The 14,275-nt window shown below is 45.2% G+C and carries 4 protein-coding genes; 3 read left to right on the top strand and 1 reads right to left on the bottom strand.

What is annotated here, in order from left to right:
* Positions 1–990 precede the first annotated feature (990 nt).
* On the bottom strand, positions 991–1,233 hold the full coding sequence (locus tag PSE7367_RS03785) for an acyl carrier protein (protein ID WP_015164039.1): 243 nt from the start codon (positions 1,231–1,233) through the stop codon (positions 991–993).
* A 138-nt stretch (positions 1,234–1,371) separates the two neighbouring features.
* On the opposite strand from PSE7367_RS03785, the gene PSE7367_RS03780 reads away from it, so the two are divergent.
* The 3 genes from PSE7367_RS03780 (at position 1,372) to PSE7367_RS20090 (ending at position 14,051) form a co-directional block, all read left to right on the top strand.
* Positions 1,372–1,956 (top strand): 5-formyltetrahydrofolate cyclo-ligase, encoded by a 585-nt coding sequence (locus tag PSE7367_RS03780; RefSeq protein ID WP_041698952.1) that lies wholly within the window; start codon positions 1,372–1,374, stop codon positions 1,954–1,956.
* Between the two features lie 750 nt (positions 1,957–2,706).
* Positions 2,707–7,461 (top strand): PAS domain S-box protein, encoded by a 4,755-nt coding sequence (locus PSE7367_RS03775; RefSeq protein ID WP_015164037.1) that lies wholly within the window; start codon positions 2,707–2,709, stop codon positions 7,459–7,461.
* A 422-nt stretch (positions 7,462–7,883) separates the two neighbouring features.
* Entirely contained in the window at positions 7,884–14,051 is a 6,168-nt protein-coding gene (locus PSE7367_RS20090) for an AAA family ATPase (RefSeq protein WP_015164036.1), read from the top strand.
* Positions 14,052–14,275 lie beyond the last annotated feature (224 nt).

Here is a 14,275-nt window from a genome sequence, read left to right as displayed (position 1 = left end):
ATCTTGCCTTGCTCAACTGGTACCCACTAGTTCATCTCTACCACTATTGAATATTTGAGCCAAATGTAACTAAACATAAAATATGATAAACGGTTCTGTGCCAGAGGGCGATCGCCTTAATCACTTCTAGATCATTTGCGGGCTAATTTTTTAAGCTAGTTTTTCATCTAGTAACCAGAACTGTTGCTGCGATCGCTAAGCCATTGTTCCATCAATCTCTTAACTAAATAAAGTAGAGACTAAAAAAGTAGAGCAACTAAAGAACCATTCGATTACAACAGAGCAGTTAAAACTTGCCGAATCAACAGAACTACAAGGTGCCAATTGTGGGCTAATCAACTTTCACCCAGCCTTATTTACTTGGCCTGGCCGCTGTGCCACAACATATAGTCCCACATAATATTAGACTAGCTCAGTTAAAGCTGGTGATCAGCAATTTGTATATTTTGTATATTTGCAAATTACCGCAGCGATCGCCCTCAGCACCCCAGAATCGATTGTTTAAGCAGCGATCGCTACAAATCACCGAGATCATTTGCCATTTTGCTATTCACTCAGATCCAAGATTAGGAAGGCTAGCAACATGGTTTAACCTTGTCAGGCAAATCAGGCAAGCAAGAACTTGATCAAACTAATTACTAATTTCTCAGGCTTATTTTCTAGGTTAGAATAAGCGATCTAGTGGCTAAAAGCCAAAACTAGCCTTGATCCAACTATTGAACTTATATTTATTATTAGTAATTATTTATTATTAGTAATATTAGTAATTAGCTGCTCCAAAAGCATTACAAATGCCAATCACTAATCGTAACTAAATAATCAATAAATTAATTTAGCTAATCAACTAACCTAGTTACCAGAAATTAAACCAGCCATGATTAATCCTGAAATCAATCCTGAATTTGCATGGTATTTAGCTATATAGGATCTAGCTATCTAGCCATAAGCCGTAGCTAACTGGCAAACCAAAACGATCGATTTACGGCGACTCTATACGGCAGCTTTTTTCTGCTCAATATAGTTAACCGCATCCTGAACAGTAGCAATTGCCTCGGCATCCTCATCGGGAATGTCAACCTCAAATTCTTCTTCTAAGGCCATTACCAATTCCACAACATCCAAGGAGTCGGCTCCTAGATCATTGGCAAAACTTGCTTCAGGTTTGACTTCAGCCGCATCAACGCTGAGCTTGTCTGCTACTATATCTTGAACTTTAGAAAGGGTTTCACTCATTTAAATTAACTCTATCCTATTATTTCAATCAATATTATTAGCGTTAACAATTCTATCGGATTAAGGGTAGTTTAATCCGCGCCAGACAAAATCTTAACCCAACCAAGTGACACTTTTACAACTGGCTCTGATATGGGCATGAGTAAGCCGCAATTGCGCAAACAGCTATTAATCAGCCGCAAAAACTTACCAGTAACGATCTGGCGGCAGCAGAGTCAGGCAATTTGCGATCGACTGCTAGATTGGCATGTTTTTCAGCGATCGCAGGTAATTTTGGCCTATACCAGCTTTCGGCAGGAGCCAGATCTGCAATATCTATGGCAACAAACTCCCCAAAAAAGCTGGGTATTTCCCCGTTGCGTGGGCTCAGAATTAGTCTGGCACCAAGTAGCGATCGCCGACTTTGCCGATAGCATGACCGCTGGCACTTTTGGGATTCTGGAACCAATTACCAGCCTGCCGCAAATTAATTTGATTGATATTAATATTGATCTGATTCTAACGCCAACCCTCGCTTGCGATCGGCAAGGAACCAGGCTCGGTTATGGTGGTGGCTATTACGATCGCTTCTTTGCCCAGGTGAATAATTGCCATCAACCAGGGCATAGTTATAGAGTGGGGGTATTATTTGCAGAAAATTTTGGGGTCACAATCCCATCAGATAAATGGGACATTCCTCTGCAAGCAGTATGTACGGAAACAGAGATCCATATTATTGAATAATTGAATAACTGTTAGGCAGCTATCAACAGCTATTGAGCAATTTGGGTTAGAAAAGATTAAGATGCCCACCTTTAAGATTTAGACTTGGTGGATTAGGGTAGTATTTAAATATTTAATAACTGGAGTGCTAGGGCAAAGCACAACCCAGGACAGCACTAGGTTAACCGCCTAATAAATCTAACTGCTCTTGAACCAGCGCTCGATTTTTAGTTATATCAAGCAGTCAAATATCAAAATAAAATATCAGAATATATAAATATCAACACTAACCGTGATTCTGCCCTGCAAATTGAAGGAGCTAGGTTTGAAAGCCTTTAGCCAGTCGATCGAAGCCTTAGCATCCTTAGCTATATGTGATTGCAGTAGCGATAAATTAATAAAGCGATAAATTAATAAATAGTTGGTAGATAATAACTATTAGGACTACTTGACTTGGCTCATCCTGCGAATCAATTCAGGGCTATTTTACTCATTTAGATTTAGATATTTAAATATTTAAATATTTAAAGTCATTTATTTAAAGTCTGGTTACTGGAATTTAATTTACCTCGATTGATTACTTAAACTGGCAAACCGTTTAGACTCATTGCCTTGATCCACAAACTAGGGGTAAAGCATAGAGCAATAAGGAGTAAGCCAAGAAATTTATATGTAAACGTCAAACAGTAAGATGTTTAATTTGATTACTCAGCTACCGAACTTCCCCTATGCTTTTGGAATAACCAACTAATAGACTAGAAGTCTTGGTCAATGCCGATTAACTCGCCAGGGAAATTATTTGACAGAATCTCAGGACGGATTTCCCTTCAAACCATCATTATTTCTGCCTTTGTGCTGCAAGTGCTAATTGCTGTCGGCGCAGTTGGCATCTTGTCTTTTCGCAGTGGCCGCCAGACGGTTGAGACTCTCACGGGTAAATTAATTAACAAATTGGGCGATCGGATCGAGGCTCACGTGCAGGATTATCTAGAAGACCCGCGCTTGATCCAAACAACCGTATGGGCAGCGATCGAAAGCGGTGAAATTGATCCTAATGATTTGGCACAAATGCAATGTTACTTTCTCGCTCAGGTGCGCAAATCTGAGAGATTTAATCACATTGCTTATTCCAGCAGCACGGGCGAGACGATCGCAATTGAACGTAAAGATGGCGAGTTTGAAGTTAAGGTCAAAGATAAAAATACCGGCATTTATCGCCATACCTATGCGATTAATACTCAATGCCAACGCGGTGGATTAGAAGCAAGAGAAATTTATGACCCACGCGATCGCCCCTGGTACAAAACGGCCATCAGCCAAGGTCGCTATGCCTGGAGTCGTCCCTATTCTTCTGAATCATCGGCTGCGGTTGAAGTTACCGCCGTTACCCCCATCTATGATGCGAATCAAAATTTACTCGGAGTGCTAAGCATTGAGCTGAACCTGAATCAATTGAGTCAGTTTTTAGCAGAATTAGACATAAGTAAATCCGGCCAGGCATACATAATTGAGCGATCGGGCAGACTGATTGCCAGTTCGGCTCCAGATACACCAATTATGCAGAACTCGATGCGCTTGCGGGCGATCGAAAGTGAAAACTCACTGATCCAGCTCAGCGCCGAAGGTTTGGCTAATGAATTTACAGACTTGGAGCAGATTGTCCAGGAAAGCAAACTGGAAATTACAGAAGAAGGTAGAGATATATTTGTGCAGGTTTCGCCGATCGGCGATAGCAGTGATGTAGATTGGCTGGTGGTGGTGGCAGTGCCCAAGGCCGACTTCATGCAGGAAGTAAAGGATGGCTCCCTGCAAACATTGCTTTTATGCATAGTGGCTTTATTGGTTGCTACTGAGCTTGGCATTGTGATGGCCAGATGGATCGTTAAGCCAATTAAAGATTTAAATATTGCCGCAAAACAGCTCACCACCCAGGATTTCAGCCAGAAAGTAGTTGTAGATGTGGCTAGCGATCGCACTGACGAAGTAGGGCAACTAGCTCAGGCTTTTAATCACATGGCCGCCCAATTATCACAGTCTTTTATTAACCTAGAATCACTCAACCAGGCGCTCAAACAAAACGAGAATCAGCTCACTCAGTTTCTTGAAGCAGTGCCGGTGGGGATCGCGGTGCGTGACCATGAGGGCAGATTAGTGTTTTTTAACCAGGCGGCTAAGAACCTCTATGGCTTAGAGCAAGTACCTCAAAATACTACTAACCGCTTGGCCAAGGACTTTCAGGTTTATATTGCCGACACAGACCAGCTTTATCCCGAAGCCCAAATCCCCATTGTGCGAGCTTTAAGCGGGGATACGGTCAAAGCCGATGATATGGATTTGCGCAAAGCCAATCGCCGCATTCGCCTAGAGACAATTGCTGCGCCAATTTATGACCAATCTGGGCAACTGGTCTATGCGATCGCCGCATTCCAAGATATTACCGAGCGCAAGGAAGCCGAAAAACTGCTGGCTAAATATAATCGCACCCTAGAGGAACAGGTCGAAGAACGCACCGCCTCACTGATGGCAGCAGAAGCGGAGCTACGCGGTTTGTTTGAAGCGATGACCGAGCTAATTTTCCTGTTCGATCGTAACGGCAAGCATCTCAAGGTAATCTCCAAAAATCCCAACCTGATGAACAATCGGACAGAAAACCGAATTAATAAAACCTTGCATCAGGTATTCAAATCCGAGCAAGCTGACTTCTTCCTTGGCTATATTCAAGTTGCCCTGGCGCAAAAAGCTACGCTCCAGGTTGAATATATGCTAGAAATTGATGGTAAAGAAACCTGGTCGGCTGCCAACATTACCCCTGTCGCAGAAGATCGGGTATTGTGGGTGGCTCGTGATATTACCGATCGCAAACAGGCAGAAGCAGCCCTACAGCAAGCCGAAGCTAAATATCGCAGTATCTTTGAGAACTCAGTGGAGGGGATCTACCAATCCACCCCATCCGGCAAATATGTCAGCGCTAATCCTGCTCTGGCTCGGATCTATGGCTTTGACAGCGTCAAGCAACTCATCGCCAATCAAAGAAATATTGCCACCCAGCTTTATGTCGATCCCCAACGCCGAGCGCAGTTTGTAGCGGCAATGGCAACCGATGGCAAGGTAACTAATTTTGAATCCCAGGTCTATCGAGCCGATGGCCAAATAATCTGGGTCTCTGAAAATGCACGGGTGGTCTGTGACGCAACAGGCCAAATTCTTTACTATGAAGGTACCCTGGCTGATATTACCGATCGCAAACAAACTGAAGCAGCCCTGCGCCAGAGCGAAGCCACCCAGAGAGCGCTCTTAGGTGCGATCCCTGATTTACTAATTCGGATGCGGCGTGACGGCACAGTCCTGGATGTGATGACGGGCGGTAACAATCTGTCATTTACCCCCCAAGCCCTCGATCGCCACCTTACCGTTCACGACAATCTACCGCCAGCCAAAGCAGCAGAGCGGCTTACCTACGCCAATCGTGCCCTGCAAACCGATCAACTACAAGTGTATGAATATGAATTAAATATTAATGGCGAATTGCGCGATGAAGAAGCAAGGATTATTGCCTGTGGCGTGGACGAAGTATTGGTGATCGTGCGCGATGTTACCCAGCGCAAACTGGCAGAGAAAAATATGGCCTTGAGCATTGCCAGAGAGAGCTTGCTGAGCCAGATATCTAGATGCTTTATCGATCGCCCCCTGGATGTGGCGCTGGACTTTACTCTAGATACAATTGGTAAATTCACCAATAGCGATCGTGCCTATGTGATTAATTACCTGGCAGATTCTTTCCTGCTTGGCAATGCCCATGAATGGTGCGCGGATGGCATTGAACCGTTACTTGCCCATTGGCAGCAAATTGAATTAGCTGATTTTTATACCTCCATTGAACGCTTTATTGACTGCGATCAAGGTGGTAATTGTAATGCTGAGCAACTAGAACTTGGTGAAGTGGATATCACCGATTTACCGCTAGAAAATATGCCGATCGTCCATCAAGATAAGGTACTTGGCTTTGTGGGGTTAGTAAGATGGCGATCGCAGGCTGAGTGGAATCCCGAAGATATTAGCCTACTGACCCGGATCGCCGATATTATTGCCATCTCCCAGGTCAGACACCAAACAGAACTAGCCCTCAAACAAGCAAAAGAATCCGCCGATGCCGCCAATATTGCCAAGAGCAAATTCCTGGCGAATATGAGCCATGAGCTACGCACGCCGCTGAATGCAATTCTGGGCTTGACCCAATTGATGTCCGATGAGCCAATGCTGGGCAAAGAACAAAAAGAAAACCTCTCGATCATCAATAACAGCGGTGAACATTTGCTATCACTGATTAATGATGTACTGGAGATGTCTAAGATTGAGTCGGGCAAGGCAATTCTAAATCAGTCTAAATTTAATTTACACAATTTACTCAACAATCTAATTAGCATGTTGCAATGGCGTGCCCGCGAGAAGCAATTACAACTAGAGTTTGTCTGTGCCGAAAATGTGCCCAAATATATTGAAGCTGATCCGGTTAAGTTACGACAGGTTTTGATTAATTTAACTGGTAATGCAATTAAATTCACCCAGGCTGGCAAGGTGATTCTATCGGTTTGGGTGGAGCCAGAACCACCAACCGAAATAATACCAACTGATAATGAGCCAAATATTTCAGTTGATCCGCAAGAGGCTGCCAATCGCAGTAATAACCAACTGGATAACCAACTGGATCTGTGGTTCAAGGTGATCGATACTGGGGTCGGTATTGCGCCAGAGGATCTTAAAGAAGTTTTCAATCCTTTTATTCAGTCTGAATCAGGACTGCGATCGACCGAGGGAACTGGCTTAGGTCTGTCGATCAGCCGTGAATTTGTGCGATTGATGGGCGGGGATATTACCGTAACAAGCACCTTAGACCAGGGCACCACCTTTAGTTTTAATGTCCAAGCTTTGGAATTGCCTGATTTAGATACCATTGCTTTGAATAAGGGCTTAGCTGATTTGCACGATCGCCAAGCCAACCTGAATAATCAGTCCGCTCTAGCTCATCCCGATTTGTTGCCAGATAATCCCAGCGATCGCCCCAATCAAACAGGACAAGCAGGTCAAGCTCAAGGTAATGGCATTGCTAGCGCTGATGTGAGAATTTTGCTGGTGGAGGATAACCTGGTCAATCAGAAAGTGGCGGTGCGAATGTTGCAAAAAATTGGTTACAGTGCTGATATTGCCAACAATGGCCTGGAGGCGATCGCAGCACTACGCCAGAAAGACTATGATCTGGTGTTAATGGATGTCCAAATGCCTGAAATGGACGGGATTGAAGCCACCATTGCGATTTTGCAAGAGTGGCCAGAAGACCAGCAACCAATTATTATTGCCATGACTGCCAATGCCATGAGTCAAGATCGTGATCGCTGCTTGGCATCGGGGATGAGCGACCATATTGCCAAACCAATCAAGCTGGCACGTCTGCAATCGACTCTAATGACATGGGTTAACCAAATTGATCGTACCAATCGCCCTAATCGCCCTAATCGCCAAGAATTATAGTTGTTTGGGCTTTAAAATCTTAGGTAGTGCTGAACAAGTAAGGATCTAGGAGATAGTTGAATATCTATAACCCAAACAAGCTAAGCTCCGAATTTTAAATCGATTGCCAATTATCCTTACTACTACATGACTACCAAATCTTAGTATCTCTTTGTTCCAGCAGTATCCAGGCTAAGTAACTTGAGAATATGAAGATTTCAGAGCTTTAGCTGCACAATGCATTAGCTTTAGATCTAAATTTGGATGTAAATTTGAATCTAAGCATATTGAACTATGGGCGATCGCCTCTGAGCAGATTATGGTGGTAATATGCCTAGCTAAAGCCTTTAACCTTATTCAGGGTGTGGGGACTCAAGGTCAAAATCTGGCCTGATCCTCTGAGTAATTTAAATAGAACCCTTGACTTGGCAAGTAACTAGTTCATGATTGAAATTCCTGGTTATGCAGACCTAACTCAAATTGGTGAAAGCGCTGAAGCGATCGTCTTTAGGGCTAAACGGATCAGCGATCGCCAGGCGGTGATTATTAAGCTGTTGCGCTACGATCGCCCTGGCACTGCGGAGCTAGCCCGATATCAACAGGAATATGATCTAATTTGCTACCTCAATCGCCAAACCGATACAAAGGGGATTATTCGCGCGATCGATCTTCAGTCCTATCAGCATAGCTGCCTCTTAATTCTGGAGGATTTTGGTGGTGTCTCTTTGGGCAAATTACTGGCTGAGCAAAATCGTCCCTTTACCCCAGCCGAGTTCTTGCCAATGGCGATCGCTGCGGCCGATGCCCTGGCTCAAATACATGCTGCCCATGTGATTCACAAGGATCTGAATCCAGAAAATATTTTATTTAATCTGCAAACGGGTCAATTAAAAATCATTGACTTTGGCATTTCCACCCTGCTAGAGCGTCAGAGCCCCGTGATCGCTGTGCCCAGTATGCTGGAAGGCACATTGGCTTACATCTCGCCAGAACAAACAGGGCGGATGAATCGAGCCCTGGACTATCGCACTGATTTTTACTCCCTCGGCATTACTTTCTATGAACTCCTAACCGGGCGACTGCCATTTTTAACTAATCCCGATGAAGCCTATGACGATGCGATCGAATTGGTTCATGCCCATATTGCCAAACAACCGCCATCACTTACTTTAACTAATCAACAAGTTCCGCCTGCCTTGGCCGCGATCGTGATGAAGCTGATCGCTAAAATGGCCGAAGATCGCTATCAGAGTGCCTATGGGCTCAAGTTTGATCTAGAACAATGCTGGCAGCAACTCCAGCAACAGGGCATGATTGCCGAGCTGCCGATCGCTAGCCGTGATTTCAGCGATCGGTTTCAAATCCCCCAGAAGCTCTATGGCCGTAGCCAGGACATTGCTACCCTGATGGCGGCGTTTGAGCGGATCAGCAAGGGGGCGATCGAAATGGTGTTGCTCACTGGCTATGCCGGCATTGGTAAAACTGCCCTGGTACAGGAAATCTATAAGCCAATCACCAGCAAGCGCGGCTACTTTGTCGCTGGCAAATTTGACCAATTACAGAGCAATATCCCCTATTCAGCGATCGTCAATGCCTTTACTAATTTAATTCGGCAATTGTTGACCGAAACAGAAGCCCAACTAGAGCAATGGCGACAGCGGATTCTAGCGGCATTGGGGAGTAATATCAGCCTGATTAGCCAGGTAATTCCAGAACTAGAATTGATTGTGGGCAATCAGCCGCCGCCACCATCGCTTGATGCGGCAGAAGTACAGAACCTGTTTAATCTGGCATTTCAGGATCTAGTAAGAGTATTCACTTGTCTAGAGCAGCCCTTTGCAATCTTTTTAGATGATTTACAATGGGCCGATCCCAGCTCGCTGAAGCTGATCAATCTCATGATTACTGCGCCAGAAAGCCATTCTCTGGTGCTGATTGGGGCATACCGCGATCATGAAGTAGATGCGGCTCATCCGCTGATGCTATGCATTGAGGAAATGAAACAGAGTGGCGCTACGGTCAATCAAATTACGATCGCCCCCATTAGCCTCACCAGCATCAGTCAATTGATCGCCGATACCTTGCATTGCCCAGTTGAGCAAGTAACGGAACTAGCCGAACTGGTAAATGAAAAAACCGGTGGTAATCCTTTCTTTGTAAATGAGTTTTTAAAGTCCCTGGCCGCCGAACAGCTTATTTACTTCGATTGGCAGGAGCTTGCCTGGCGCTGGGAGATCGCCAAAATAAGAGAGCGCAACTTTACCGACAATGTGGTAACGCTGATGGCAGGTAAATTGCAAAAACTGCCTCTGCCCACCCAACGATCGCTCAGTCTGGCCGCTTGTATTGGCAATCAGTTTAATTTAGCCACTCTGGCAATTATTAAACAAACCAGTTGTAGTCAAGCTCGGCTGGATTTACAGGCAGCGATCGCCACTAATTTAATCTTGCCGCTAACCCAGGCTAAGTTAGATTGCGACGCTCCCGATGTGAGGGTTGAATATAAATTTGCCCACGATCGGATTCAACAGGCCGCCTATGGGTTGATCAGCGATCACCAGTGCCAGGAATTGCATTGGCAGATTGGCCAAATCCTCTGGCAGGAAAATCATAAAACTAGCAAGGATGAAGTAAAGGAGCCTGCTAGTCAGATTTTTGCGATCGTCAATCAACTCAATCTGGGTAAATCTAGCTTGATTGCTCAGCTTAATCAACGCGCTAATGACAGCCAAGATGAGCAAGTGGTAAGTAAATTTGGCCAGGAAGATCAAGTTAATCAGCCTGAACAGCCTTATGAATTGGCAGAGCAACCTTTTGATCCTCCGTCAACGGGATCGGTAGCGATCGAACAAGAAAGCGCCCCAAAATTGAGAGATATAGCTAATCAAACTCCTGATCAACAAGACTTTAGCCAGATTAAACTTGAATTTGAATTTGATCAGTCCCCAAATGTATCTACATCTACATCTACATCTGCCAATGCCCAAATTAGCTTGATTGAGTTAGCTAGTTTGAACCTGAAGGCGGCTCAAAAAGCCCAGGCTGCCAATGCCTATGAAACCGCGCTCAATTATTTACAAACTGCGATCGAGCTATTGTCCTTATTAGATCAGCACGAGGGCAAATCCTGCTGGCAAACTAACTATCAACTCGCCCTAGAACTGTATACCAACGGCGCTAGGGTTGCCTATTTGAATGGTGACTTTGAGTTGATGCAACAGTGGATCGCACAGGTTTTAGAACATTGCGATCAAGGCGATCAAGGCAATCAAGATAGCGATCGCCTGCTCGATCAAGTGGCTGTTTATGAAGTTTTGATTCAAGCTCAAATTGCCCAAAACCAACCCAGCCAGGCAATTAGGATTGCGATCGACCTGCTCAAAAAATTGGGCATCAAACTACCCACCCCCGATCGGATCAACCAGACGGTGCTGGGGCTGACTTTTATTAACACCGAATTATTATTGCTGGGCAAAAAGGTAGCGGATCTAGCCCAACTGCCAATCATGCAAGATCCAGCCAAATTAGCAGCGATACGAATTATGATCGCCATGACTCCGGCAGCTTTCTTCGCTTCCCCACCGTTGTTTTTTGCGATTATGGTGAAAATGGTGGGTCTGTCGGCCAGATATGGCAACGCACCTGCCTCGGCCTGGGCCTATGCTAACTATGGTTTGATTTTGTGCAGCTACCGTGACAACATCGATCGCGGCTATCAATTTGGTTCCCTGGCGCATGGGTTGGTGAACCAGCTCAAGACACCGGAACTAAAAGCAAAGGTGGGCGTATCGATCGCTAGCAGTATCCGCCACTGGCATACGCCCCTAGCTGACACCCTGCCGACGCTGCTGGAAGCCTATCAAAGTGGTTTAGAAACAGGCGATCTACAATTTGCCGCCAATGCCTCGATGCTCTATTGTCTGCATGGCTTTTTTAGCAGCAAGCCGCTACCAGAACTAGCCAAGGATTTAGCGACTTACATCACCGCGATCAACCGCCTCAATCAGCAAATGACGCTCAACCACACCAGAATGCTGCAGCAGGTGGTGCACAAGTTGATCGCTAGCTATGGTGGTTGTGAATCCAATGTTTCTGGCCAAGCTCAACAGATTAAAGAAGTAATTGATGCAGAAATTAATAGAGATGCTCCGATCGATGATAGTCAAACTAATCAAGGCAACACAACTAAAACGGCGCAAACTAGTGCTGAGTTAGATTCTAAGAATCAATTAGGTCAATCCTCCGCTGCTAATAATTTCCACTCCTCGACCAGTCTTGATGGCCAGTATTTTAATGAAGCCACCTGCCTGGCGGATGCAGCAAAGTATGGCGATCGCCTCTCTTGCTATTGGTTTTATTTATTCAAACTGATGCTGTGCTATTGGTTTGAAGAGACAGAAGCCGCCCTAGACCATGCTAAACAAGCTCAGCAATACCTCGCCGCCAGAGCCAGCACCAGTGTACCCAGCCTGTATTTTTATGTGTCGCTAACCTATTTAGCTGCCTATTCCAACACTTCAGCCAAGCAGCAAAAACAACTGCTGAAGCAGGTCAATCGCCATCAAAAACGGATGCAGCGGTGGGCGAAATATGCGCCAATGAATTATTTGCATAAATACTACCTGATTACGGCGGAAAAACAACGGGTGCTCGATCGCTGTGGACATGCCCTGGAATTCTATGACCTGGCGATTAATGCTGCCCTGGAACATGGCTATACCAATGAAGCAGCATTAGCCTATGAATTGGCGGCCAAATGTTATGCGCAACAGGGTAAAAAGCTTAATGCCCAGGCCTATATGCAGGAAGCCCACTACCTCTATAATCGCTGGGGTGCGATCGCTAAGGCCGAGTTTTTAGTTGCCACTTATCCAGAATTGTTGTGCAGTAGATTGGCGCTCTCCAACCCACAAACCAGCACATTGAGCAAACGTAGTACGCTGAGTAGCTTGAGTAGTCTGAACAGTCTCAATCGAGGCAGCAATCGCGTCACTTCTAGCACTACTGGGGGCATCGATCCGGCCAGCTTAGACCTAGCCTCAGTAATGAAAGCTTCTCAGGCGATCTCCGGTGAGATTTTACTCGATCGGCTTTTGGCGAAGCTGATGCAGATCATGCTCGAAAATGCTGGAGCCCAGCTTGGTTATTTGCTCCTGGAAACCAAGGGTAAACTATATATAGAAGCGGCTGGTCAAATTAACCGCGATCGCGTGGCAGTGCTGCAATCACTCACCCTCGATTGCCAGGAAGCCAGTGAACTGGTGGCCAGGGGCATAATTAACTATGTGGCTCGGACTGGAGAAACCGTGGTTTTAAGTGATGCTGCCAAATCTGGTCGGTTTACCAAAGACCCATATGTGGTCAAAAATCAACCCAAGTCGGTGCTGTGTAGCCCACTGACCAATCAGGGGAAACTGAGTGGGATTTTATATCTAGAGAATAATCTAACTACCCATGCGTTTACCCAAGAGAGCTTAGATCTATTAGATTTGCTGTCGGGGCAGGCAGCGATCGCCATTGAGAATGCCCGTTTTTATAACAGCATGGCGGAATTAAACAAAGCCTATGAACGTTTTGTGCCGGGACAATTCCTACGTTTTTTAAACAAAGACAGTATTGTCGAAGTGCAATTGGGGGATCAAGTGCAAAAGGAAATGTCGGTTTTATTTGCGGATATCCGTAATTTTACAAGTCTTTCGGAAACCATGACCCCGGAAGAGAATTTCCATTTTATTAATAGTTTCTTTGGCCGGATGGAGCCAGCGATCGCCCAGGAGAATGGCTTTATTGATAAGTACATTGGCGATGCCATTATGGCTCTGTTTGGCGGTGAGACCAGCGATGAGATCAGCGATACTAACAGCAATTTAGCTAAAAATATCTATGCATCAACATCCAGTCAGTTAGAACCGTTAGATCAGTTAAACCAGCAAACCGATGGAGCCGCGATCGCCCTAGAGCCTGATCAGGAATCTACTACCCACACTAACAGTGCCGATGATGCAGTCAGGGCTGGGATCGCCATGCTCCAGGCACTCATCGGCTATAACCAGACCAGAGCCCAAAAGAACAAACCACCGATTGCGATCGGCATTGGCATCAACACTGGCTTGCTGATGCTGGGCACTGTCGGTGGTAAAGAACGCATGGACAGCACTGTGATTAGTGATGCGGTGAATTTGGCTTCTCGAATTGAGGGCAAAACCAAGGAATATGTAGTGTCATTGCTGATTAGTGAAGATACCTATCAGCAATTAGAAGATCCAAGTCGCTACTCAATCAGAATGATCGATCGGGTCAGGGTACGCGGCAAAAACAGGCCAGTAGCGCTTTATGAAGTATTTGAAACCGATCCACCTATGGCTAAGGCCAGTAAATTAGCCACTGCGGCAATGTTGGCGGAAGCGCTAACCCTCTATGAAGAAGCTAAAATCAGTGCGGCTCTGGCTTTATTTCAAACCTGTGCAGAGATGAACCCCAGCGATCGGGTGGCGCAAATCCAAGTTACCCGCTGTAAGCAAAAGCTAAAACAACAGCAAATGGGTGGCAGTGCCTTGGAAATGTGGATCGAGGATATGACGGAGCTTGCTCAACTTCACAATGACTTTTAGAGCATTCTTTTAAATCTCAATCATTAGTGTCATAGCAAGCATAGAGATGTTGTGCGTAAATGGTTGGTAGAACTATTGTCAGTCGCTATTAAAATATATATTTAGATAATTGATTCTAATTGATTCTGATGCAATATAGCAATTGAAGGCTGGTTTAGGGCGACTTGTAAAGGCAGTCATGATTTTCAGGAATGCTTACAAAGAGCAATTTTGTCCTAATCAAT

It is taken from the genome of Pseudanabaena sp. PCC 7367 (assembly GCF_000317065.1).
Classification (GTDB): Bacteria; Cyanobacteriota; Cyanobacteriia; order Pseudanabaenales; family Pseudanabaenaceae; genus Thalassoporum; species Thalassoporum mexicanum.
This window is presented reverse-complemented; position numbering and strand designations above follow the sequence as displayed.

Coding starts and splice junctions, on each gene's coding strand:
- PSE7367_RS03785 (WP_015164039.1), bottom strand. CDS start 1,233: ATGAGTGAAACCCTTTCTAAAGTTCAAGATATAGTAGCAGACAAGCTC.
- PSE7367_RS20090 (WP_015164036.1), top strand. CDS start 7,884: ATGATTGAAATTCCTGGTTATGCAGACCTAACTCAAATTGGTGAAAGC.
- PSE7367_RS03775 (WP_015164037.1), top strand. CDS start 2,707: ATGCCGATTAACTCGCCAGGGAAATTATTTGACAGAATCTCAGGACGG.
- PSE7367_RS03780 (WP_041698952.1), top strand. CDS start 1,372: ATGAGTAAGCCGCAATTGCGCAAACAGCTATTAATCAGCCGCAAAAAC.